Annotated in this window: 20 protein-coding genes and 2 tRNA genes; 9 read left to right on the forward strand and 13 right to left on the reverse strand. The window is 63.8% G+C overall.

The features are described 5' to 3' along the window. Genes G6R19_RS11305 through pknB form a run of 5 tightly spaced genes read left to right on the forward strand, consistent with a single transcriptional unit; the run spans position 1 to position 8,256 of the window. The gene (locus G6R19_RS11305) at positions 1–1,719 is read left to right on the forward strand and encodes a PP2C family serine/threonine-protein phosphatase (RefSeq protein ID WP_240341842.1); all 1,719 of its coding nucleotides are present in this window, start codon (positions 1–3) and stop codon (positions 1,717–1,719) included. Beyond that, entirely contained in the window at positions 1,716–3,113 is a 1,398-nt protein-coding gene (locus tag G6R19_RS11310; RefSeq protein WP_163164933.1) for an FtsW/RodA/SpoVE family cell cycle protein, read from the forward strand. Before G6R19_RS11305 ends, G6R19_RS11310 begins: the two co-directional genes overlap by 4 nt. Next, complete coding sequence (locus G6R19_RS11315) at positions 3,110–4,570, forward strand: penicillin-binding protein 2 (RefSeq protein WP_163164935.1); 1,461 nt, start codon at positions 3,110–3,112, stop codon at positions 4,568–4,570. Before G6R19_RS11310 ends, G6R19_RS11315 begins: the two co-directional genes overlap by 4 nt. Next, entirely contained in the window at positions 4,567–6,294 is a 1,728-nt protein-coding gene (locus tag G6R19_RS11320; protein WP_163164937.1) for a serine/threonine-protein kinase, read from the forward strand. The genes G6R19_RS11315 and G6R19_RS11320 overlap by 4 nt, the downstream gene beginning before the upstream one ends. A 15-nt stretch (positions 6,295–6,309) precedes the next feature. Beyond that, the gene (gene pknB, locus G6R19_RS11325; RefSeq protein ID WP_163164939.1) at positions 6,310–8,256 is read left to right on the forward strand and encodes a Stk1 family PASTA domain-containing Ser/Thr kinase; all 1,947 of its coding nucleotides are present in this window, start codon (positions 6,310–6,312) and stop codon (positions 8,254–8,256) included. A gap of 18 nt (positions 8,257–8,274) precedes the next feature. Here the strand turns inward: pknB and G6R19_RS11330 are convergent, their stop codons facing one another. The 3 genes from G6R19_RS11330 to G6R19_RS11335 are packed head-to-tail and all read right to left on the reverse strand — an operon-like array spanning position 8,275 to position 9,865. Continuing rightward, positions 8,275–8,916: an aminodeoxychorismate/anthranilate synthase component II gene (locus G6R19_RS11330; protein ID WP_163164941.1), complete on the reverse strand. Its 642-nt coding sequence runs from the start codon at positions 8,914–8,916 to the stop codon at positions 8,275–8,277. Continuing rightward, on the reverse strand, positions 8,913–9,083 hold the full coding sequence (locus G6R19_RS20230) for a hypothetical protein (protein ID WP_205484375.1): 171 nt from the start codon (positions 9,081–9,083) through the stop codon (positions 8,913–8,915). Before G6R19_RS20230 ends, G6R19_RS11330 begins: the two co-directional genes overlap by 4 nt. Positions 9,084–9,085: 2 nt before the next feature. After that, positions 9,086–9,865 (reverse strand): class E sortase, encoded by a 780-nt coding sequence (locus G6R19_RS11335; protein WP_163164943.1) that lies wholly within the window; start codon positions 9,863–9,865, stop codon positions 9,086–9,088. Between the two features lie 173 nt (positions 9,866–10,038). Here G6R19_RS11335 and G6R19_RS11340 point away from each other — a divergent pair, with 173 nt between their 5' ends. After that, positions 10,039–10,290: a cell division protein CrgA gene (locus G6R19_RS11340; RefSeq protein ID WP_163164945.1), complete on the forward strand. Its 252-nt coding sequence runs from the start codon at positions 10,039–10,041 to the stop codon at positions 10,288–10,290. A gap of 32 nt (positions 10,291–10,322) precedes the next feature. Next, complete coding sequence (locus G6R19_RS11345) at positions 10,323–10,958, forward strand: DNA-3-methyladenine glycosylase I (RefSeq protein ID WP_163164947.1); 636 nt, start codon at positions 10,323–10,325, stop codon at positions 10,956–10,958. Between the two features lie 201 nt (positions 10,959–11,159). Here the strand turns inward: G6R19_RS11345 and G6R19_RS11350 are convergent, their stop codons facing one another. From G6R19_RS11350 to G6R19_RS11360, 3 genes are all read right to left on the reverse strand, one after another. After that, the gene (locus G6R19_RS11350; RefSeq protein WP_163164949.1) at positions 11,160–11,627 is read right to left on the reverse strand and encodes a carboxymuconolactone decarboxylase family protein; all 468 of its coding nucleotides are present in this window, start codon (positions 11,625–11,627) and stop codon (positions 11,160–11,162) included. 589 nt (positions 11,628–12,216) lie between these two features. Then, positions 12,217–13,095, reverse strand: a complete 879-nt coding sequence (locus tag G6R19_RS11355) for a rhomboid family intramembrane serine protease (RefSeq protein ID WP_163164951.1) — start codon at positions 13,093–13,095, stop codon at positions 12,217–12,219. Positions 13,096–13,104: 9 nt separating this feature from the next. Next, positions 13,105–13,650 (reverse strand): peptidylprolyl isomerase, encoded by a 546-nt coding sequence (locus G6R19_RS11360; protein ID WP_163164953.1) that lies wholly within the window; start codon positions 13,648–13,650, stop codon positions 13,105–13,107. A 155-nt stretch (positions 13,651–13,805) separates the two neighbouring features. On the opposite strand from G6R19_RS11360, the gene G6R19_RS11365 reads away from it, so the two are divergent. Both G6R19_RS11365 and G6R19_RS11370 read left to right on the forward strand, forming a co-directional pair. After that, complete coding sequence (locus tag G6R19_RS11365) at positions 13,806–14,744, forward strand: hypothetical protein (protein ID WP_163164955.1); 939 nt, start codon at positions 13,806–13,808, stop codon at positions 14,742–14,744. 111 nt (positions 14,745–14,855) lie between these two features. Beyond that, complete coding sequence (locus tag G6R19_RS11370; protein WP_163164957.1) at positions 14,856–15,731, forward strand: glycosyltransferase family 2 protein; 876 nt, start codon at positions 14,856–14,858, stop codon at positions 15,729–15,731. 28 nt (positions 15,732–15,759) lie between these two features. Here the strand turns inward: G6R19_RS11370 and G6R19_RS11375 are convergent, their stop codons facing one another. The 7 genes from G6R19_RS11375 to gyrB all read right to left on the reverse strand — a co-directional run bounded on the left by G6R19_RS11375 (position 15,760) and on the right by gyrB (position 22,816). Beyond that, on the reverse strand, positions 15,760–16,710 hold the full coding sequence (locus G6R19_RS11375; protein WP_163164959.1) for a DMT family transporter: 951 nt from the start codon (positions 16,708–16,710) through the stop codon (positions 15,760–15,762). A 77-nt stretch (positions 16,711–16,787) separates the two neighbouring features. Further along, positions 16,788–16,863: transfer RNA gene (locus tag G6R19_RS11380), tRNA-Ala, on the reverse strand. Positions 16,864–16,935: 72 nt separating this feature from the next. Continuing rightward, positions 16,936–17,052, reverse strand: coding sequence for a DLW-39 family protein (locus G6R19_RS20400; RefSeq protein ID WP_229748488.1), 117 nt, complete (start codon positions 17,050–17,052; stop codon positions 16,936–16,938). A gap of 68 nt (positions 17,053–17,120) precedes the next feature. Continuing rightward, positions 17,121–17,194: transfer RNA gene (locus G6R19_RS11385), tRNA-Ile, on the reverse strand. Positions 17,195–17,291: 97 nt separating this feature from the next. Then, entirely contained in the window at positions 17,292–17,999 is a 708-nt protein-coding gene (locus tag G6R19_RS11390) for a DUF3566 domain-containing protein (protein ID WP_163164961.1), read from the reverse strand. Further along, complete coding sequence (gene gyrA / locus G6R19_RS11395; RefSeq protein ID WP_163164963.1) at positions 17,992–20,670, reverse strand: DNA gyrase subunit A; 2,679 nt, start codon at positions 20,668–20,670, stop codon at positions 17,992–17,994. Before gyrA ends, G6R19_RS11390 begins: the two co-directional genes overlap by 8 nt. Before the next feature lie 55 nt (positions 20,671–20,725). Further along, complete coding sequence (gene gyrB, locus G6R19_RS11400) at positions 20,726–22,816, reverse strand: DNA topoisomerase (ATP-hydrolyzing) subunit B (RefSeq protein ID WP_163164965.1); 2,091 nt, start codon at positions 22,814–22,816, stop codon at positions 20,726–20,728. Positions 22,817–23,033: the final 217 nt, after the last annotated feature.

Here is a 23,033-nt window from a genome sequence, read left to right on the forward strand (position 1 = left end):
GTGGCCGCCCCGGAAAGCCCCGCACCCGGCCACAAGCCGGTGGAGCGGCCCCTCATCATGCGCTTCGCGGCGAGGTCCGACGTCGGAAAAATCCGCTCGAAAAACGACGATTCCGCTTACGCGGGACGCCACCTGGCCGTAGTCGCGGACGGCATGGGCGGGCACGCGGGCGGCGACGTTGCTTCGGCCGCCACTGTTCTTGACATGATCCACCTGGACCGGGGTGATTACGCCGGCGATGCCGCCACCACGCTGGCCGATGAGATCCAGACCGCAAACTCCCTGCTGTCTGAGCTTGTGCATGTCAACCCCAAGCTGGCCGGGATGGGAACCACCGTCACGGCGCTCCTGCTTGCCGAGGGGAAGCTGCACTTTGCGCACATCGGTGATTCCCGGGCGTATCGCCTGCGTGACGGCGAGTTTGAGCAGGTCAGTGTTGACCACACGTTTGTGCAGCGGCTGATCGACGAAGGCCGGCTCCGGCCTGAGGAAGCCGAAACGCATCCGCACAAAAACGTCCTGATGCGTGTCCTGGGTGATGTCGATGCCAGCCCTGAACTGGACCTGGACAGCCTGGACGTGAAACCCGGGGAACGCTGGCTCCTCTGTTCGGACGGCCTTAACTATGTTGCCGGACATGCAGTTGAACGCACCGTCCGCGAGACCAAGGACCTTCGCGAGTGTGTGGAGACCCTCGTGGACCTCACCCTCGAGGCCGGCTCCCCGGACAACGTCACCGTTGTTATGGTGGAAATCGTTGAGGAAACGCCCGACGACGTCAGTACCGCCGCCGTCGACGTTATTCCCTCCCACGAAGTCACCAAAGCCGCTGCCGTGGCGAAGAGCGCGGGTGCCCTGGCCGTCGAGGCACCGGATGCGGTAGACAGGCCGAAGCCCGCCGCCGGCACCCCAGCAGAACCTCCTGCCGCCAATGATCCCAAGAACTCCAATGCCGCCAAGGAATCGGGGGAACCGGCATCGGCCAAAAACAGCAACAGCCCGGATAGCCCTGGAGCAGGAGTCACGGATCCGCACCTCGGCGAGCACCTCTCCGCCGAAGTGCTCCGTGACGAACTGGCCTCACGCCCGCACGAACTTGTGGGAGCAGCCGCAACAGCTGCGGAGTCCGGTTCCATTCCCACTATCGCCGGCCGCACTGTTGCCCGGCGCGCCGCCACCCTCCTCACGCACAAGGCCGAACCCCCCGCCGGTGACGACGACACAGTCGTGCCCCTCAAGCCACGGCGGTGGCTGACCTGGTCCATTGCCGCGTCCGTCCTGGTGCTTCTGACTATTGGACTCTGGCTCGGGTACGCCTGGACCCAAACCCGTTACTACGTCGGCGAGTTCGATGCCCGCGTTGCCATCTTCAACGGCGTTTCCCAGCGGCTGGGACCCATCCAGCTCTCCAGTCTTGAGACGGTCACCGAGATCCGCATGGATTCCCTTCCGCCGTTCTCGCAGCAGCGCGTTCGGCAGACGGTACCCGCCCAGGACCTCTACGACGCCCAGCGCATCGTGAAAAACCTCGAACTCACCGGCAGCACCTCACCTGAAGACGAGTGCGTGGCGCCCTCGGCTTCCCCCGGCGCCTCAACGGCTGCAACCGCTACGGCCACGCCCACCGCGACGGCTGCACCGGCGCCTGATGCTTCGGCCACCCCTGCGGTCCCGTCCCCCACACCCAGTCCCACAGTCACCTGCGAGGTGGGCCAATGAGCCAGCTCAGTACCACAACCAAACCCCGCCGCAACGTGGAACTTGCGTTGCTCCTGTTGGCCCTTGCGGTCGGCATTGGGGCCAACATGCTGGTGGGGGTGGACCAGGAAAAGGCGTTTGATTCGGACTTCTGGTTCCAGTCCAGCCTGCTCGCCCTGGCTGCCTTGGTATTCCACGGCGTGCTTCGGTTCCGCGCAAAATATGCAGATCCGGTAATACTTCCCCTGGTAGTGGCCCTCAACGGAATCGGCCTGGCCATGATCCACCGGCTCGACGCGCCGGGAGACGATACCGGCAACAACCAGCTCCGGTGGACCCTGATCGCCATGGCAGTCGCCATCGCCGTCATCTGGTTCCTCAAGGACCACCGCATCCTCCGCAGGTTCACCTTCATCTCCCTTGCCGCCAGCGCCCTGTTGCTGGTGCTGCCGCTGGTTCCCGGCATCAGCGCAGGCGAAATCCTCGGTGCCCGCGTGTGGATCCGGCTTGGGCCCATGACGTTCCAGCCGGGTGAAGTCGCCAAGATCACCCTCGCCATATTCTTCGCCGGGTATCTTTCCTCGAACCGCGACCTGATCCTGCTGGCGGGCCGGAAGATCGGCCCGCTGCAGTTTCCGCGGTTCAAGGACATGGGCCCCATGATCACTGCCTGGCTGGTGAGCATCGGCGTGCTCATCTTCCAGCGCGACCTCGGCTCATCCGTGCTCTTCTTCGGCCTGTTCATCGTCATGATCTACGTGGCAACCAGCCGTATCAGCTGGGTGGTGATCGGCCTGGCCCTCATTCTCGGCGGCGGCTTTGCGGCGTCGCGGGTCTTTTCCCACGTGGAACTCCGTATCAGCGGCTGGCTGAACGCCTTTACCCCGGAGGTTTACGACCGGGCTCCCGGTGGAAGCCACCAGATCGTGCAGGGACTCTTCGGCATGGCCAACGGCGGCCTCGTAGGGACCGGCCTGGGCCAGGGCCGGCCGGACCTGGTTCCGTTCGCCAACAGCGACATGATCATCGCCTCCCTCGGCGAGGAACTTGGCCTGATCGGACTCTTTGCCATCGTCCTGATGTACCTGCTGCTCTTCACCCGCGGCTTCCGGGCTGCCCTGGGCACCCGCGATGCGTTCGGCAAACTGCTCGCCTGCGGACTGTCATTCGCCGTGGCGCTGCAGTGCTTCGTGGTCATCGGCGGCGTTACCCGACTCATTCCGCTGACCGGTCTGACCACGCCCTTCCTGGCCGCCGGCGGTTCCTCCCTGCTGGCCAACTGGATCATCGTGGGCCTGCTCCTGATGATTTCCCACACCGCCCGCGGCCCGGTGGACACCACACCCCTGCCACCGGCCAAGGGCGCGGAATCCATGGGCATTGATACTCCTACCGAGGCGGTGAAGCACCTGTGAACCAGGCGATACGGCATTCATGGGTAGCGGCGATTGCGATGTTCGCGCTGATCTTCGGCGCCATCAGCTATGTCCAGGTGATTGGCGCCGAAGAGCTTGAGGCCAACCCGTGGAACCAGCGTGCCATCCTGCAGGACTACTGCAATGACCGCGGCGCGATCGTTGTGGCCGGATCACCGGTGGCCGAATCAGTGGAGAGCGGTTCGGAAACCTGCGCGTTCCAGCGGACCTACCCGCAGCCGGAGCTGTACGCAGGAATCACCGGGTACTTCTCGCAGAACTACGGGGCCACCGGCCTGGAGCAGGCCATGGGCGAGCAACTGGCAGGCAATTCAGACCAGCTCTTCCTGGATCGGGTGGGGCAGCTTTTCCTGGGCAGCCAGCCAAAGGGTGCGTCGGTGGAACTCACCATCGATCCGGAGATCCAGCAGCTCGCCTACGACCTCATCCCGGAAGGGCAGCGCGGTTCCATTGTGGTCACCAACCCCAAGACCGGCGCAATCCTGGCCATGGTGTCCAAACCCTCCTACAACCCCAACCTGGTTGCCACCCAGAATCCCACCGAAGAGTCGGCCAATATCAACGAACTGGTCAAAGTTCCGGGCATCAACCTGAACCCGAACGTCAGCGGACCCACCGGTGAACTGCTTGCCCCGGGTTCCGTCTTCAAACTCGTGGACACCGCCGCGGCCCTTGCGTCAGGCAAATACAACAAGGACAGCGAACTTCCCAATCCAGCTGAAATGCCCTTCGACGGCATCCAGTACAAGCTTCCCAACTACGCAGGCGGCAACTGCTACACCCGGGACACGGCGGACTTCGCCTTCGCGCTGCAGCAATCCTGCAACACACCGTTCGCCAGTATTGCCCTGGACTTGGGCCGCGACGCGATCGCCGAGCAGGCAAGGAAGTTCGGCTTCGGCGAGGACATGGGGGACCAGCTGAAGCTCGGCTACGCCCGGGACAACGGCTTCCCCGACGACCTGGATGCGCCGGGACTCGCCCAGTCAGCCATCGGACAGCGGGACGTCCGGGCTACGCCCCTGCAGGTGGCCATGATGACCGCGGCCATCGCCAATGACGGGGTGCAGATGAGGCCCAACCTGATCAAGACCCTGCGTTCCCCGGACCTTCGTGTCATCGACGAACCGCAGCCGGAACAATTGCGCACCTCAACCACCCCTGAGATCGCCAACCAGATCACGGAGTGGATGACCAGTGCGGTCAGCCAGGGCATCGCCAACAGGGCAGCGGTCCCGGGAGTCCAGGTGGCAGGCAAAACCGGAACTGCAGAGTTGGGCAATGGCGTGAACAACTCCTGGTTCACCGGCTTTGCCCCCGCCAACAACCCGCAGGTGGGTGTCACGATCGTTATGGAGGGCGTGGACATCACTACCGGCGCACAGCTAACCAGTCCGAATGCGAAGAGAATTTTTGAGGCGGTGTTGAATAAGTGAGGCCTACAACCGGAATCACCCTCGGCGGCAGATTCCAGCTGACCACGCGGATCGCGATCGGCGGCATGGGCGAAGTCTGGAAAGCCAAAGACCTCGTCCTGGGCCGCATCGTCGCCATCAAGGTGTTGAAAGAGGAGTACACGGGGGACCCCGGTTTCCTTCAGCGCTTCCGCGCAGAGGCCCGCCACACTGCCCTGCTCAACCACGTTGGCATTGCCAACGTCTTCGACTACGGCGAGGAAGAGGGCTCCGCCTACCTGGTCATGGAACTGGTCCCCGGCCAGCCGCTGAGCAGCATCATCGAGCATGAGCAGGTGCTGTCCCCGGACCGCACCCTGTCCATCATCGCGCAGACAGCCCGTGCTCTCTCCGTTGCACATGCCCAGGGATTGGTACACCGCGACATCAAGCCGGGCAACCTCCTGATCACTCCTGATGGACGCGTGAAAGTCACTGACTTCGGCATCGCCCGCCTTGCCGACCAAGTGCCCCTCACCCAGACGGGCCAGGTGATGGGCACTGCCCAGTATTTGGCACCGGAGCAGGCCACCGGCCAGACGGCCACCGGTTCGTCGGACATCTACTCACTGGGTGTCATTGGCTACGAATGCCTCTCCGGGCACCGGCCGTTCTCCGGCGAGTCCCAGATCGCCATCGCCCTTGCCCAGGTCAACGACGCGCCGCCGCCACTGCCGGAGTCGCTTCCCACACCGGTGCGGGCCCTCCTGATGTCCATGCTCGCCAAGGATCCCAAGAACCGGCCCGCGAATGCAATCAAGCTGGCTGAGGCAGCGGAGGCGATCCGGAACGGAGACGTCAGCGCCGCCCGTGCCGCCGTCCCGGGAATGCTTCTGTTTGATGCCGATACCGGTCCCATCACGGCACCGGTGGACACAACAACTGCACCCACCGGTGTTATCGGTGCCCAGCGTGACACTTCCGCCACTGCAACCTCTGCGTTGCCGGTGCTGGGTGCCGGTGCTGCCGGTGCCATGGCAGGAATGGCGGCCGGTACCGCAGGATCGGCTGCGGACACCGATGAGCCGCAGGGAACGCTCGCCCGCGCCAATGCCCTCGCCGCCGAGCGGAATTGGGTGCCGGAAGAAACAACGTACGACGACGAGCCGGCCGATGAGCCCGAACGCCGCGGCCGCAGCCCCTGGACCTGGCCGCTGATCGCCCTGATCCTGCTGCTCCTGTTCGCGTTGGTTGGCTTCTTCCTCAACCAGCAGGGCATCCTGTTTCCGTCGAGCGACCCCACCTCCTCCGCCCCTTCAAGCAGCACTCAGCCCAGCAGCGCAACCCCCACCCAGACAACGCAGTCGGCCACGCCGACACAGACCCGCGCCACACCCACAGTGAGCACGCCCCCGCCGCCGGAAACCGTGAACGTCATTCCTGAGGCCTACTTGGGGAAGGACTACCGGACGGTTCAGTCGCAGCTTTCCGCCCTTAACCTGGACGTCAGCGTGCAGCCGCAGGTTGATGCGAACTCAGCACCCAACTCGGTGATTGGGTTGTCGCGGTCGGGTCTGGTGGAAGTGGGCTCGCCGGTGACCATTACCTATGCCGTGGCACCGCCCGCCCCCACCACAACCTCTCCGCCGCCGCCGCCGTCGCCGACATCCACCACTTCCGCCGTGGCAGCACCCACAGCACAGTCGCCCCTCCCGGATTGCGCCGCCGGCGAGCTGCCGGGTCTGCCTCCGACCTGCAAGCCGTAACCGCCAGGACAGCCAATGAACGAGTCAGCGCGCACACCGTTGCACCGGGAGGACAGCCTCCCGGTGGATAGCCAACGTGTCCTGAGCGGACGGTACGAGGTGGGCAACCTTATCGGCCGGGGAGGAATGGCGGACGTTCACCGGGGCCTGGACACCCGGCTCGGACGCACCGTGGCCATCAAACTGCTGCGCGCGGACCTTGCACGTGATCCCCAGTTCCAGGCGCGCTTCAAGCGCGAAGCGCAGGCTGTGGCGGCGCTGAACCACCCGTCCATTGTGGCTATTTACGATACAGGCGAGCACCTCGTCCACGACGGTTCGCATGACAATGTCCGCGTGCCGTACATCGTGATGGAGTTCGTTGAGGGCAAGACCATCCGCGATCTTATCCGGGCCAACGACGTCACTATCGACCACGCTATCGATTACTGCCTGGGCGTACTCGGAGCCCTCGAGTACAGCCATAAGGCGGGGATCGTGCACCGGGATATCAAGCCGGCCAACGTGATGTACTGCCCCGGCAGTGACTCGGTGAAGGTCATGGACTTCGGCATCGCCCGTGCCATTGCCGATTCCTCGGCCACTATGACCCAGACGCAGGCCGTGGTGGGCACCGCCCAGTACCTGTCGCCTGAGCAGGCACGCGGTGAAACAGTGGATGCGCGCAGCGATCTCTACTCCGCCGCCTGCCTCCTGTATGAAATGCTGACCTCGCGCCCGCCGTTCGTCGGCGACAGTCCCGTGTCCGTGGCATACCAGCACGTGCGTGAAATCCCGGCACCGGCGAGCAGCCTGAACCCGGAGATTTCGCCTGCACTGGACACCGTGCTTGCCAAGGCACTGCAGAAGAACCGCGACGACAGGTTCCAGGATGCAGCAGCGTTCCAGCGTGCCCTGCGCGCCGCTAGGGCCGGCATTCCTGTTGCGGCGGCATCGCCCTCCGAGGCGCCCACCGATCCCAACGATTATGTCCCACCCGCTTCCTCTTCCCCCGCCACTGAAGCCTTTGCGGTTACGGGCGCGAGCTTCCTGGATGACGCTCCTACGGGACGGCTCGCTGCCATAAGCACACCGGCCGACGACGGCGGCAGTCCCGGTCCCGGTGCTTACGAACCTTCCACACGGGATGAGTTGCTCCTGGGCCTGCCTTTGGAACGCGAGCGAACCGCACGGCAAAAGTCCCGGCGTCGTGCGTGGATCACGACACTTGTGATCTTCACCGTCCTCGTCCTGGCCGGCGGCGGACTGTGGCTGTACAGCATCGTGAACCGCCCGGCACCGCCGCCGCCGAAGGTTTCGATTCCGGCGGTGGCGGCGATGACTGAGTCTGCTGCCCTGCAGGAGCTCTACGGCGCGGACCTCGTGCCCAGAATCGTCCGCGCACAACATGACACGGTACCCAAGGGCACTGCCATCGGAACGGATCCTGCCTCCGGCGTCGCCGTGGATCCCGGAGCCGAGGTGGTCCTGAATATCAGCGACGGGCCAAGCGCCGTCAAGATTCCAGACAGCCTGCCGGGCAAAACTGAAGCTGCTGCCCGGGACATGCTCCGCCAGATCGGGTTGATGGGCGCTCCCTCAACCACCACCGCCAACAGCCCCACAGTCCCGGCTGGCATCGTGATCACCACAAGCCCCGCCCCGGGACAGAGCGTTGGCGTGGGCACAAGCGTTGAGCTGGTGGTGTCCACCGGCAAGGTCGCAGTCCCCGAACTGCGCGCACGGACCCGGGAAGAAGCAGAAGCGGCTTTGAAGGAACTGGGTCTGGTACCCGCCGTGGTCGAGGCGGAGAACGCGCAGGTGGAACCAGGCAGGGTCACGGATCAGAGCGACGCCGCTAACGCCGCGGTGGAACAGGGCAAGACTGTCACCATCGTGGTTGCCAAGGCGCCGCCTCCGCCGCCAAGCCCCTCTCCGACCCCGACGCCCACGCCGACATCCACCAAAAAGGATGACGACTGAAGGGCAGGCCTCAACAGGTCAGTGCTGGATGAGCGGGCTCAGCTTGGCTGCCCGCGCAGCCGCACCCTTCATGCCCAGGGACTCGAGCCAGTTCCCCAGCATCTGGTAACCGCCCTCAGTCAGCACGGATTCCGGGTGGAACTGCACACCGCACAGGGGTGCGGTGCGGTGCTGGAGCCCCATCACCACGCCTGACGCGGTTTCCGCCGTTACTTCAAGGACATCGGGAAGCGTGTCCCGCACCGCAGCGAGGGAGTGGTAGCGGGTGGCCGTGACGGGGGAGGGGAGTCCCGAAAAGACACTGGTTCCGATGTGTTCCACCAGGGAGGTCTTCCCGTGCATAAGTTCCGGGGCATGGGTCACCTTGCCACCGAATGCCTCCGCCAGCGCCTGGTGTCCCAGGCACACGCCGAACATGGGCACGCTGTTCTCGCCGCACCATTTGATGAGTTCGATGCAGACTCCGGCTTCAGCCGGGTTGCCAGGGCCGGGAGAGATCAGCACGCCGTCGCGGGTGCCGGCCAGTTCGGTGGCCTCCGCCAGGGTGACGTCGTCGTTGCGGACAACTGTGGTCTCGGCGCCAAGCTCCTGGAGGTAGCCCACCAGGGTGTAGACGAAGCTGTCGTAGTTATCCACCACGAGGATCTTGGTTGTGGTCATGGCTGGCTTACGGAACCAATCGTTGAGTCGGTGAATTGGGTGTACTCGGACATCCACGGGAAAAGGAACTGAACCATCAATACCAGTGCGCCGGCGATCAGCACCAGCGAGGTGGCGATCCGCAGCCACAAAGGCCCTGGAAGATGGCGGAAAATCCAGCCGTACATGCTCAGCCCTTTCCAATCGCTGCGGCAACCTGGGCTGCGATTTCAACAGGCGGACCGGCTGATGCAGGGCGCCAGCTGTCCAGCAGCGCGTAGGCGATAATGCGTTCTTCCGCCCCGAAGCGGGGGTTGCAGCTGGTCATGGTGAGGAAGCTTTCCGTGGGGGTAACGCCCGGAAGTGTGGGCACGGGCTCCAGGACGTCCGTTCGCGACGGCATCACGATCTGGTTGTTGCGGAAAACATACACGTAGTATCCGTCCTTGGTCTGGACGTAGATCTTGTCCCCCGGAACCAGGGTGTGGATATTGTCCAGGACCGCACCATGAGTCTGGCGATGCCCCGCAACAGCGAAATTACCAACCGCTCCCGGCATGGCCGTGTTGGTGTAGTGCCCCAACCCGAGCGTGTCCAGTACGTCACTGGTGGTCCCCTGGACGATGGGCCGGGTGTAGTTTTCGCCGAACCGGGGAATGTACATGATCCCGATGGTGCCGGCGTGGCCGGGCGCTGCCGAAACTGCGGGCGGACCGAAATCTTCAGGGGCTGCCGGCGCGTCCGGGGCGGCTGGAGCGGCAGCACCGAGGTCCTGTGCAAACTCCTTGATGACTTCGCTCTGCTTGGCGTCGGACTCCACGTTGGTCCACCACAGCTGCCAGGCAACAAAAAGAAGAAGAATGATCCCGGCTGTAATAAGCAGCTCACCCACCACCAGGACTGCCCCGCGCAAAATGACGACGCCGGCAGCGGGCGCAGCAACGGGCCGCGCCTTCTCCTGCAGTACCACGGGTTCTCCTCCCGGCGGTTGCGATGGGCGTTGGTGACCCATGACTACGGCTAGAATTGGCTGCTAGTAAGAATCCAGATTTGACCAAGATCGCGCAGACCGCTGGCAACTTCCTTCTTGCAGGATATCAAGCCCGGAACGCCGAGCTTGCCTCAGCCCGCCAAGGAGAACCCGTGCCCGAGTCAAAGCCTCGCAAGAAGACCGCCAGCACCCCCCAGCAGGCTTCGTCGCAGGCCTACAAGCCCAACCCCGTCTGGTTCAAGCCGGTCATGTTCGGCCTGATGATCATCGGCCTCTTCTGGATCATCACGTTCTACATCAGCGAAGGCCAGCTGCCGGTTGCGGCGTGGGAATCGTGGAACATCGTGGCCGGCTTCGGCATCGCAATCATCGGCTTCCTCATGACCACCCGGTGGCGCTCCTAGTTCCTGGCGGCGGTCCAGCCGTCGGCACAACGGTGAGCGGTGGTCCAGCCTCTGACCGGCCTGCTCACGGCGGTGCAGTCGTAGGCGAGGACGGCCTCGCCCGGCCGGCGTGGGCATCCACTGACCCACTCCTGCGCGATTATTACGACAATGAGTGGGGCCTTCCTGTCATCGATGAACAGGGGCTCTACGAGCGTATCTGCCTGGAGGGGTTTCAAGCAGGACTTTCCTGGGCCACGATCCTCCGGAAGCGCCCTGCGTTCCGTGCCGCCTTTGCGGGCTTCAACCCGGATGCGGTAGCGCTGTTTACCGAAGCCGACGTCGACCGGCTGCTGCAGGATCCCGGCATCGTCCGGAACCGGTTGAAGATCCGGTCCGCGGTGGCAAATGCACAGGCCACACTCGCGCTGCGCCAGGAAGGCGGCCTGGTGGAGTTTGTCTGGCAGTTCAAACCAACAGACACACCCCGCCCGGCAGTCCACACCGACATCCCCACGCAGTCCCCGGAATCGGTTGCCCTGTCCAAGGCATTGCGGAAGAAGGGATTTTCCTTCGTCGGCCCCACCACCATGTTTGCCCTCATGGAAGCCATTGGCATGGTGGACACGCACCTGTTGGACAGCCACCGCCGTGGATCTTCAGGAATCTGGCCGCGGCCCCACGCCTGATTCCCTGGTTTTCCCCAACTGTTGGGAAAGTTATCCACACTGTTGAAAACCTGAGGGCACCAGTAGAAAGCCGGCCTCACGACCGCCAAGCAGCGGGAACGGGCCAATCATGCCACCCGGATGCAGTTATTAACAGTGTGGAAGACCTGTGGATAACCAGGCCCTCTAAGTAGGGCCTGCCTTAACGGTCCGGAGGGACGGCTAACGGTCCCGGCGGACGGGGTGGTGGCTGGTGATGGATATCCGGTTGAATGCGTTCATAGTGATCGCCAGCCAGCTGACAATCGAGAACTCCTCTTCCGTGAGGTGCTCGCGCGCGAACGCTTCCTCCTGGGCCTGGGCATGATGGTCCGGCAACTCGGTGATGCTTTCGGCCAGTGCAAGGGCGGCCCGTTCCTTTTCGGTGAAGAGGGCCGTCTCGCGCCACGCGGGGAGCACCGCCAGGCGCTGTCCGCTCTCGCCCGCCTTGAGGGCATCCCTGACATGCAGATCCAGGCAGTAAGCACAGCCGTTGAGCTGCGATATCCGGACGTGCAGGAGCTCCACTGTCTTCCCGTCCAGCCCGGCGGCCTCTGCGGCCTCCCGCACTTTAAGCCCCAACCCGTTCAGTGCCCGCCAGAGGACAGGATGTTGCTTGTCGAGGAAGATGTGCTGCGTGGTGGCGCTCAATAGGTACTCCTGGGTCGGACGGCAATGGCAGGCGCAAAAAGTGGCAGGCACCTTTGCGTTGAAACTGCGGACTGGCACCAAGCTTCAACTACCCGCGCCAGGTTGTCCACTTACCAACACAGCGATACCCACAAGTTATCCACAACTGTGGAAACTGTGGAAGCTGCAAGCGGGTCGTCACTCCTTTCGCACCGCGGTGCGGGCAATTACGGCCACGCGATTACACCGGTGTCACTTATTAACACTGTGCAAAACGCTGTTGAAAGAAGCCTACGCAAGCCTGGGATGCTGCCAATCTGGGCTGTCTTCCACTGTTTTATCCACAGACGGCTGCTTTTTCGGGCTTTTGTCCACTTAAGCACAGCACTATCCCCAAGAGTTATCCACAGCTGTGGATTGCAAGCCGTCCTGCTTCCCGGAATTCCCGCGGACTGGCGGGAAAACTGGTTTCCCGAGACGAACTACACGCATGTAAGTTACCAACACTGTGGATAAGTCCTGTGGATAAGAAAAGGCCCCGACATCGGTTATGTCGGGGCCCTCTTGAGAACGGGACGGCGTCAGCCCTTCGGGCTGCATACCTTTGTGGCTACATCGAGATTTTCACCCAGCTGGCGACGGCCAGCAGCAGCACGACCGCCACCAGGCCCGCTGCCTGGATGAGGCCCTGCCGCCGTCCACGCGGAGTGTAGGCAAGGATTGCCGCGCAAAGGGCACCCGTTACCAGGCCACCCAAGTGCGCCTGCCAAGCGATCTGGGGGATGAGGAAACCAATCACGCCGTTGATGGCAATCAGCACCCACAGCTGGCGGGTATCGCCACCACGGTGCCGCTGCACCAGCAGCATGGCGCCGAAGAGGCCGAAGATGGCGCCTGAAGCGCCCACAACTCCCACCAGCCCTTGTCCTGGTACCAGCACGGGATTCAGGAGCAGGTATCCAACGGAGCCGCCTACGGCCGAGATCAGATACAGCGCCAGGAAGCGGGCACGGCCCAGGAGTGGCTCGAGGGCCTGGCCGAAGATCCACAGCGTGTACATGTTCAAGGCGATGTGCAGGACGGAATCCGGCGAGTGCAGGAAAGCCGCGGTCAGCATCCGCCATGGCTCAAACGCCCCGTACTCAGGGGTAGCGAAGACGTTGTTGTAGGCGAACTGCTCGTAGACCACCTGGCCTGGGACCACCCATTGAAGCACGTACATCACCGCACAAAGGGCAATAATCCCGTACGTCACCACCGGTTTGCCGGACGCTACGGCGCCGCCGTAGACCGTCCGGACCTGGGGCGTCGTCCGGCTTGTCTCGTTGACGCAGTCAACGCATTGGAATCCGACGGCGGCCGCCCGCTGGCAGTCGGGGCACGCCGGCCGCCCACACCGCTGGCAGCGGACATAGGAAGGCCGGTCCGGATGCCGCGGGCACACCGGAACCTGTGCGGACGGCTCAGCCGACGGAACTCCGTAACTCATGGGTGGGGATTACAGCTGTTCGATGTCGATGCTGTTGATGGTGACGTCCTCCACCGGGCGGTCACCCATGCCGGTGCGCACGCCCTCGATGGCGTCCACAACCTTCTTGGATTCGTCGTCGGCCACTTCACCAAAGATGCTGTGCTTGCCCTGGAGCCAGTCGGTGGGGATGGTGGTGATGAAGAACTGTGAACCGTTAGTGCCCTTGCCCATCTGGATCCCGGCGTTGGCCATGGCCAGCTTGTAGGGCTGGTTGAAGCTGAGCTCAGGGTGGATCTCGTCGTCGAACCGGTAGCCGGGTCCGCCGGTGCCGCGGCCCAGGGGATCGCCGGCCTGGATCATGAAGTCCTTGATGATGCGGTGGAAGATGGTGCCGTTGTACAGCGGCGTGCCCGTCTTCTCCTCGCCCGTCTCCGGGTGGGTCCACGTCTGCTCGCCGGTGGCGAGGCCAACGAAGTTCTTGACCGTCTTGGGCGCGTGGTTGCCGAAGAGGTTGACGACGATGTCGCCAAGGCTGGTGTGGATGGTTGCTTTTGCGGTTGCGATTGCAGTCATAACGCCCATTCTTCCACGGCGGTCCGGGGTGGTGATGGCTGTTGCAGCAGTTCCGCGCTGGGTGAAATCCGCCTAAAATCCGCAGAGAGAATAGCCGGTGAAGACCAAGGCACGTAGGCTAACCACAGACCGTCACATTAATTCGGGAGGTAGTTGTGAAGAAATCGGATCGTATTGCCCGTGACCTTGAGCTGTCAGTCATTGGCGCCATGGAAAATGCCAAGGATTGGGCATCCCCCCGCGTGGAAGCAGCCGTGGACCGTCTGCAGCACAGCCTGGATACCGCATCTCCCAAGATCCAGGAAGGCCTGAAGACCGCGGCCCACAGGGCGGCGGACGGAGTAGCCGTGGTAACGCCCCGCATCCAGGACGGCCTGGCCCAGCTCGCTCCGCGGATCAACGATGCAGTGGACGGCGCTTCGCCGCGGCTGCATGAGGCCCTGGACAAGGCCACGCCCGTCATCCTTAATGCCCGTGACCGCGTGGTGGTGGAATACCTGCCCCGCCTGTCCGACCAGATCGGTTCGGCATCCAGTGTTGTGCACCGGACGCTGGAAAACACACCCGCCCGCGTGGACGCCGTTGCCCAGAAGCTTGGCGACGTGGGAATCATCCACGCCATCCAGGAGCAGGCCCTGGCCACAGGAACGCAGCTCAAGGCTGCGGCCAGCCAAGCCGGCCGCACGGCAACCGTTCAGCTCGCGGAGCCCGAGGCCCCGAAGAAGCGCGGCTGGCTGGTCTTCGGTGTCATCGCCGCGGCGGTTGCCGCCGGCGTGGCAGCCTGGAAAGCATCCAAGCCGGTCGAGGATCCGTGGAAGACGCCCTCACCTGTTGCAGGCACGGGCACGCCCGCGCCGGTTCCGGCCACCACAGTGAACGAGGTCCCGGAAGCAACCACCGGCTCCGCCTCCGAGGTGGCCGAGGCCGCCAAGGACACGGCGGGAGACGCCGCGGAGAAGGCAAAGCACGTGGCGGAGGATGTGGCTGAGGACGTTTCCAGCAGCACGGCATCAGTGGCCACCGATGCTAAGACAGCCACCAGGAACATCGCATCCAGCAGCAGCGGCGCGGACAAGGGCACCACCCAGTCCTAGCAGTCCGGCTGTCCGGTGAGGGGTCCTGCCTTTGAGGCGGGGCCCCTCATTCGTCTCCGGGCACAGCCGCCCTCCCGGGAGGCGCATCTGATCGATGCTAGATTTGGACTGATGTCAGCCGATCAATCCTCTGAGGATGCCTTGAACGACGCAGCAGAACTGCCCCGCGTGTCAATCGTTATCCCGGCATACAACGAGGAGAGCGTGATCCGGCAGTGCCTTATTGCTGCCATTTACCAGTCCGTCCCGGCCCACGAGATCATCGTGGTGGACAACCTGTCAAAGGACCGGACCGCGGACATTGTGCGCCAGATGCAGCTCGAATATCCGGAAAGCCCCATCGTCCTGCTGAGCCAGGACAAGGAACAGGGCCTCATTCCCACCCGGAACTACGGCCTGGACAACGCCACCGGGGACATCCTCGGCCGTATTGACGCGGACTCCGTGGTGGAGCCGGACTGGGTGGAACAGGTGCAGCGGGCCTTCCTGGACACATCCGTCCAGGCGGCCACCGGTCCCGTGGTTTATTACGACATGCCCATGCGCCGCTTCGGCCTGAAAGCTGACGACAAGATGCGCCAGCTAATGCTGAAGCTGGCCAAACACCAGTACCACTTCCTGTTCGGCTCAAACATGGCCCTGCGTTCCTCAGCCTGGCAAGTCATCCGGTCCGAGACCTGCCGTGACGAAAAGGACGAGATGCATGAGGACATCGACCTTTCGCTGCACCTGGCGGACCACGACCTGAAGATCAGTTATTGTCCGCAGATGGTTTCCGGCATGTCGGCCCGCCGGCTGGAGGACTCACCGCGGGACTACCGCTTCTACGTCACCCGGTTTGACCGTACCTACAAGGCCCACAACGTCAAGAAGATGGCGCTCAAAGCGCCCATGGTGGTGTTCTTCTCTGTGTATTTCCCGGCCAAACTCCTCCGGGCCATCCACACGGTGAATACGGCCCAGCCCGTGCGCCGCGGCGGCCAGTAGGACCCGTCGGCAGCTGGACCTGCACAGGTCAGTCCGTCCCCAGTTCCGCCAGGGGACGCTCCGGCGGCCCATCAGCATTGCCTGTTCCTGCCGCACGGCCACGCCGCCCTCCCCTTCCGGACTTTTGCCCAAGGACGACGACGGCGAGTCCCACCAGGATGAGCGCGAGCCCGGCGTACGTACCGGCGGGGAGCACCTCCTGCAGGAAGAACGCCGCGAGGAGGGCGGCTCCGGGAATCTCGAGCAGGATGATCATCGACACCAAAAGCGGACTCATGGTGGCCAGCAGGTGGTTGAACGCCGTGTGCCCGATGAGCTGCGCGCAGACCGTAATGGCTGCGATGCCCAGCCAGCCGGCCGCCTCGAAGCCCACCAGCGGTTGGCCGCCCAGCAGGGCCAACAAGGCCACCAGCGCCGCACACATGCCGTAGCACAGCGTGGTGTAGGTTCCGGTGCTCATGCTCTGCCTCGCCTTGCCTCCGGCCAGCGTGTACAGCCCGGCAAGGGCTCCGCCGGCCACAGCCAGCAGGTCCCCCAGCAGGGCTTCGGGTGACGTGCCCAGGTCGAAGCCGGTAATGGCCACCACACCGGCGAACGCGATGCCCAGCCCGGCCAGTACCTGCCACCGGTGCCTGGTTCCCCTGAAGAGCTGGAAGACGGCGATCCACGCCGACTGGAGGCAGACCAGGGCTGTGGCTGCGGCAACGGACGTCAGTTGCAGTGAGGTGATGAAGCAGGCAAAGTGCAGGGCCAGCGCGACGGCGGCCAGGACGGACCAGCGGAACTCCACCTTTGTGACCCTGCCAAACTGGGTTGGCTCCCGAATGAGGGTGGGTGCCGCCATGACAGCGGCGCCAATGGCATTGCGCCAGAAGGCTATGGCCAGCGCGCTGACGCTGGTTGCCCCAAGCGTTGCCGCTATCAGGGGACCGGACGACGCAACGCCCAGCACCCCCAGGGCCGCGAGAAAGAAGTTCACTGTCCAACCCTAATGTCGGGTACTGCGGGGCAAAGCAAAAGTCCCGGCCAGCGTTTCCGCTGACCGGGACTTCCTTATGGTGGAGGCACGGGGACTCGAACCCCGAACCCCCTGCTTGCAAAGCAGGTGCGCTACCAATTGCGCCATGCCCCCATAAGAAGCAACCCGTCAATCATACCCTAGAACCTCAGGGCTGTTGACCAGCCCCGGCACCGGGCGTCCGTCCTAGTCAACCGTGTCGGTTGACTTGCTCCAGACAGTTTTCCGGGCTTCGGATTCCTGTGCTTTCCGGTAGACCAGGACGCCTGCGATTGCGGCTGCCAGTACTAGCAACTTCTTCACATGCTCCCCGTTCCGGTCCGGCCGCAGTGATGCGAACCAAACCTCCACTTGAACCTGCACAGGTTCCGTGGGCGTACCAGGACTTGAACCTGGGACCTCTTCGTTATCAGCGAAGCGCTCTAACCGCCTGAGCTATACGCCCCGATACCGCATCGGGCCGAGACATGACTTTACAGCACATCCCGGCCCGATCTCAAATCGGGCGCTTTCACCGGGAACTGGCCGGTGAAAGCAAGGACCTAATCGTCGGTGAGGGTGACGCCGATGCCGCCCACCAGGGTGGCAGCGATGTTGTACAGAACGGCAGACAGCATGGAGAGGGCAGTCAGCAGGACCACATTCACTACGGCAATAATGGTGGCGAATGATGCCACCTGGCCGAGGCTGGCGACCTTCTTCAGCTCGAAGCCGCCGCCCTCAGAGCCGGCGAGCGTGCCCAGCAGGCTGTCCACCTGGTCGAAAATCCCCGTGAGGTCCAGAACGGTCCACAGGACGATGGCAGCGACTACGGTGACGATTCCCAGCGCCACCGACAGCAGGAATGCCATCTTCAGGACGGACCAGGGGTCCACCTTGCTGACCAGCAGCCGGGCACGCCTGACCTTGGCCTTCGGCGCCGGCTTCACCAATCCTGGAGTCCCCGCGGCGGGACGCTGGCCCTGCACCGGGTTTCCCGGTGCGGGCCGCTGGCCGGGCTGACCTTGCACGGGGCGCTGACCCTGCACGGGACTTCCCGGAGCCGTGCGCGGGGCCGGCTGTCCCGTCGTCGGACGCTCGCCCTGGGCGGGGCGCTGGCCGGGAACAGACGGGCGCTGGCCCGGGGCAGCTGCGGGAGCTGCCGGCCGCTGCTGGGGACGAACAGGAGCGTTCACGCGGGGCGCAGCCGAGGGCCGGCTTCCCTCGGGAACAGAAGTGTTCGGCTTGGGAAATGAGTCCGGATTACTCACTCGTTACCTCCGTGTTGTCTTCGTTCGGCTCAGCGTCGCCCGAGGCGTCCTCTGACTCAACGGCCGGTGATTCTTCTGCCACTGCTGACTCTGCGGCTTCCTCCGGGGAGCCGCCATCTTCAGCCAACGTTACGTCATCCTCAAGCGATTCCTCGCCCTCGAGACCGCGTTCGCTGTTGCGCGCCACCTCGATGATCCGGTCATTTTTGTCCGGCTTGGCGAAGATAACGCCCATGGTGTCGCGCCCCTTGGCCGGGACGCCGGCAACCGAGGAACGGACAACCTTGCCGCCTTCCATGACCACCAGGACCTCGTCCTCTTCCTGGACGATCAGCGCTCCCACCAGGTCACCGCGTCCTTCGGCCAGCTTGGCCACCTTGATGCCCAGGCCGCCGCGGCCCTGCAGCCGGTATTCCTCGACCGCGGTGCGCTTGGCGTAGCCTCCGTCCGTGACAATGAACACGAACGAGCCGTCGGTCACCACGTTGGCAGCGAGCAGTTCGTCCTCTTCGCGGAACTTCATGCCGGTGACGCCGGAGGTTGCCCGGCCCATGGGGCGAAGGGCGTCTTCGGTGGCCGTGAAGCGGATGGACTGGCCCTTGCGGGACACCAGCAGCAGGTCATCGGTTTCGGACACCAGCTGCGCGGATACGAGTTCGTCGCCGTCGCGGAGGTTGATCGCGATGACGCCTGCGGAACGGTTGGTGTCGTAGTCCTCCAGCCGCGTCTTCTTGACCAGGCCCCGCTTGGTGGCGAGAACCAGGTACGGCGCCTGCTGGTAGTCCTTCAGGTCCAGGACCTGGGCGATGTGTTCGTCCGGCTGGAACGCCATCAGGTTTGCCACGTGCTGGCCCTTGGCGTCGCGGCCGGCTTCCATCAGCTCGTACGCCTTGGCCCGGTATACCCGGCCAAGGTTGGTGAAGAACAGCAGCCAGTGGTGGGTGGTGGTGACGAAGAAGTGCTCCACCACGTCATCGCCGCGGAGCTGGGCACCCTTGATGCCCTTGCCGCCGCGCTGCTGGGAGCGGTAGTTGTCACTCCGGGTGCGCTTGACGTAGCCGCCGCGGGTGATGGTGACAACCATCTCCTCTTCGGGGATGAGGTCCTCCATGGACATGTCGCCGTCGTAGCCCATAAGGATCTTGGTGCGCCGGTCGTCGCCGTGCTTCGCGACGATCTCGCCAAGCTCGGTGCTGATGATCTCGCGCTGGCGCTGCTCGGAGCCAAGGATCTCGTTGTACTCCGCGATCAGTGCTTCAAGCTCTGAGTGGCGGTCCTGGATCTTCTGGCGTTCCAGGGCGGCCAGGCGGCGCAGCTGCATGTCCAGGATGGCCCGTGCCTGCAGCTCGTCGATGTCCAGCAATTCCATCAGGCCGTCGCGAGCCGCTTCGGTTGTGTTGGAAGCGCGGATCAGGGCGATGACTTCATCGAGCATGTCCAGTGCCTTGAGGAGCGCCCGCAGGATGTGGGCTTCTTCCTCGGCCTTGCGCAACCGGTACCGGGTGCGCCGGGCGATGACATCCATTTGGTGGGTCACCCAGTGCCTGATGAAGGCATCCAGGCTCAGGGTGCGGGGCACGCCGTCCACAATGGCCAGCATGTTGGCGGAGAAGTTGCTCTGCAGTTCGGTGTGCTTGTAGAGGTTGTTCAGCACCACCTTGGGGACGGCGTCGCGCTTGAGGACGATGACCAGCCGCTGGCCGGTCCGGCCGGACGTTTCATCGCGCAGGTCGGCAATGCCCTGGATCTTGCCGTCCTTGACCAGTTCGGCGATCTTAATGGCGAGGTTGTCCGGGTTCGCCTGGTATGGCAGTTCCGTGACCACGAGGCAGGTACGTCCCTGCAGCTCCTCCACGTTCACTACGGCCCGCATGGTGACGGAGCCGCGGCCGGTCCGGTAGGCATCCTCGATGCCCTTGTGCCCGAGGATCGTGGCACCGGTGGGGAAATCCGGGCCCTTGACCCGCAGCAGGAGTTCTTCCAGCAGTTCTTCGCGGCTGGCTCCCGGGTTGGCCAGGTACCACTGCACGCCGTCGGCTACCTCGCGGAGGTTGTGCGGCGGGATGTTGGTGGCCATACCGACGGCGATGCCTGAGGATCCATTGACCAGCAGGTTGGGAAACCGGGCCGGCAGGATGGTGGGTTCCTGGTTCTTGCCATCGTAGTTGTCCTGGAAATCGACGGTTTCCTCGTCGATGTCGCGGACCATCTCCATGGCCAGCGGCGCCATTTTCGTCTCGGTGTAACGGGGCGCAGCAGCTCCGTCGTTGCCGGGAGAACCGAAGTTGCCCTGGCCGAGGGCCAGCGGGTAACGCATGGTCCAATCCTGGATGAGGCGGACCAGGGCATCGTAGATCGCGGTGTCGCCGTGGGGGTGGTACTGGCCCATGACCTCGCCCACAACGCGCGCGCACTTGTTGAAGGAGCGCTCGGGGCGGTAGCCGCCGTCGAACATCGCGTAAAGCACGCGGCGGTGGACAGGCTTCAGGCCGTCACGGACGTCCGGAAGGGCGCGGCCCACAATGACAGCCATGGCGTAGTCCAGGTAGGACCGCTGCATTTCCGTCTGCAGGTCCACCTGCTCAACGCGGTCGATCAGCACATCGCCTTCAAGAACGGTGTCCGGGTTCCCGGCCTCGGGGACCGGGTTCTCGGGTGTTTCGTCGCTCATTTTCTATTTCCGTTTCAGGTATATGTCAGCTCTGGAATATTCGAAGGACGTGCGCTTAGATATCCAGGAACCTGACGTCCTTGGCGTTCTGCTGAATGAAGTTACGGCGTGATTCCACGTCCTCACCCATCAGCACGGAGAAGATCTGGTCTGCCGCGAGGGCGTCATCCATAGTGACCTGCAGCAGGGTGCGGTGGTCCGGGTCCATGGTGGTGTCCCACAGCTCCGTGTAGTCCATCTCGCCCAGGCCCTTGTAGCGCTGGATGCCGTTGTCCTTGGGGATGCGGCGCCCGGCCGCCTGGCCTGCGACAAGTTTCGCGTCGCGTTCCCTGTCGCTGTAGACGTAGTCGTGGGCAGCGTTTGACCACTTGATCCTGTACAGCGGCGGCTGGGCCAGGTAGACGTAGCCGTTTTCGATCAGCGGGCGCATGTAGCGGAAGAGCAGGGTCATCAGCAGGGTGGTGATGTGCTGGCCGTCCACGTCGGCATCGGCCATCAGGACGATCTTGTGGTACCGCAGTTTCGAGAGGTCGAAGTCTTCACCGATGCCGGTACCGAACGCCGTGATCATGGACTGGACTTCTGCATTGCCCAGCGCCTTGTCCAGGCGGGCGCGCTCCACGTTCAGGATCTTGCCGCGCAGCGGAAGGATGGCCTGGGTTTCGGGGTTTCGGCCGCGCTTGGCGGAACCGCCGGCGGAGTCACCCTCCACGATGTAGACCTCGCACTTCTCCGGATCCTTGGAGGAGCAGTCGGACAGCTTGCCCGGCATGCCGAAGGATTCGAGGGGGCTCTTGCGGCGCGCGTTGTCCCGGGCCTTGCGGGCCGCCATGCGGGCCTGCGCCGCGGAGATGGCCTTGCGGATGACGTCCCTGGCAGGGCCGGGATTGCGTTCCAGCCAGTCGCCGAGTCCGTCGGTAACGACGCGCTGGACGAAGCCCTTGACCTCGGAGTTGCCGAGCTTGGTCTTGGTCTGCCCTTCAAACTGAGGCTCGGCAAGCTTGACGGAAATGACGGCGGTAAGGCCCTCACGGATGTCATCACCGGTAAGGTTGTCGTCCTTTTCCTTGATGATCCCCTTTTCGCGCGCGTAGCGGTTGATCAGGGACGTCATGGCGGCGCGGAAACCCTCTTCGTGCGTACCGCCCTCATGGGTGTTGATGGTGTTGGCGTAGGTGTGGACGCTTTCTGAGTAGGCGTTGGTCCACTGCATCGCCATCTCCAGGGCGATCCGGCGCTCTTTGTCCTCGGTCTCGAAGGCGATGACGTCCTCGTGGACCACTTCCACCTTCTTGCCGGAGTTCAGGTGCTTGACGTAGTCCAGCAGGCCTTCGTCGTACTGGTAAACCACCGTGCGGTGCTCGGCGCTTACTTCGCCTTCGGTGACAACAGCATCGAGGTCAAGGTCGGCGTCGGCGTCGTTATCGCTGGCAGAGGTGCGTTCGTCAGTCAGCGTGATGCGCAGCCCCTTGTTAAGGAAGGCCATCTGCTGGAAGCGGGCGCGCAGCGTCTCGAAATCGAACTCCGTGGTCTCGAAGATCTCGGCGTCCGGGTAGAACGTCTGGGTGGTTCCCGTCAGGTCGGTTTCCTCACCCTTCACCAGGCTGCCCTGGGGCTTGCCGCCGTCGGCGAAAGACATCCGCCAGACGTGTCCCTGGCGGCGGACCTCTGTGTCCACCCTGCTGGAAAGGGCGTTAACAACGGAGATACCCACACCGTGCAGGCCGCCGGATACGGCATAGCCGCCGCCGCCGAACTTGCCGCCGGCATGCAGGATGGTCATGACCACCTCGACCGTGGGTTTGTGTTCGGTGGGGTGCATGTCCACGGGAATGCCACGGCCGTCGTCGACGACCTTAACGCCGCCGTCCGCCTGGAGCACTACCTCAATATGTGTGCAGTAGCCGGCCAGGGCCTCGTCCACAGAGTTGTCCACCACTTCGTAGACCAGGTGGTGGAGTCCCCGGGGTCCCGTGGAGCCGATGTACATGCCCGGGCGCTTCCGTACTGCCTCGAGGCCTTCAAGGACAGTAATGTCGCTGGCGCCGTACTCGCGTGGAGTGGCAGCTTCCCCCGGGGTGTCAGGCGTGCGGGCATCCTCGACTGCGGGCTCAGCTGCCAGAATATCTGTATTGTCGTTAGCCACAGGTGCTGTCGACTCCTCTGTTCTCGATGATGGCCGGCTGATTCTTTCCCCAGTTCCATCAGGAAAGTCATCTGCCAACAGGCACAAACTTATAGCGCCGGTTACTAGCTGATGGCGGAATCCGAAGTCCGCGTGCTGGAAGCGTGCGGAAAACGGACTCAGTCAACGTTTAACCCGCGCCCAGTTATCTCCAACGATTCTACCGCGAAACAGGCGG

The organism is Arthrobacter sp. Alg241-R88 (assembly GCF_900537115.1).
GTDB lineage: Bacteria > Actinomycetota > Actinomycetes > Actinomycetales > Micrococcaceae > Arthrobacter.

Bases quoted from the DNA above. Each gene is read 5' to 3' on its own strand.
- gyrA (WP_163164963.1), bottom strand. From the start codon at position 20,670: ATGAGCGACGAAACACCCGAGAACCCGGTCCCCGAGGCCGGGAACCCG.
- G6R19_RS11370 (WP_163164957.1), top strand. From the start codon at position 14,856: ATGTCAGCCGATCAATCCTCTGAGGATGCCTTGAACGACGCAGCAGAA.
- pknB (WP_163164939.1), top strand. From the start codon at position 6,310: ATGAACGAGTCAGCGCGCACACCGTTGCACCGGGAGGACAGCCTCCCG.
- G6R19_RS11310 (WP_163164933.1), top strand. From the start codon at position 1,716: ATGAGCCAGCTCAGTACCACAACCAAACCCCGCCGCAACGTGGAACTT.
- G6R19_RS11355 (WP_163164951.1), bottom strand. From the start codon at position 13,095: ATGAGTTACGGAGTTCCGTCGGCTGAGCCGTCCGCACAGGTTCCGGTG.
- G6R19_RS11330 (WP_163164941.1), bottom strand. From the start codon at position 8,916: ATGACCACAACCAAGATCCTCGTGGTGGATAACTACGACAGCTTCGTC.
- G6R19_RS20230 (WP_205484375.1), bottom strand. From the start codon at position 9,083: ATGTACGGCTGGATTTTCCGCCATCTTCCAGGGCCTTTGTGGCTGCGG.
- G6R19_RS11360 (WP_163164953.1), bottom strand. From the start codon at position 13,650: ATGACTGCAATCGCAACCGCAAAAGCAACCATCCACACCAGCCTTGGC.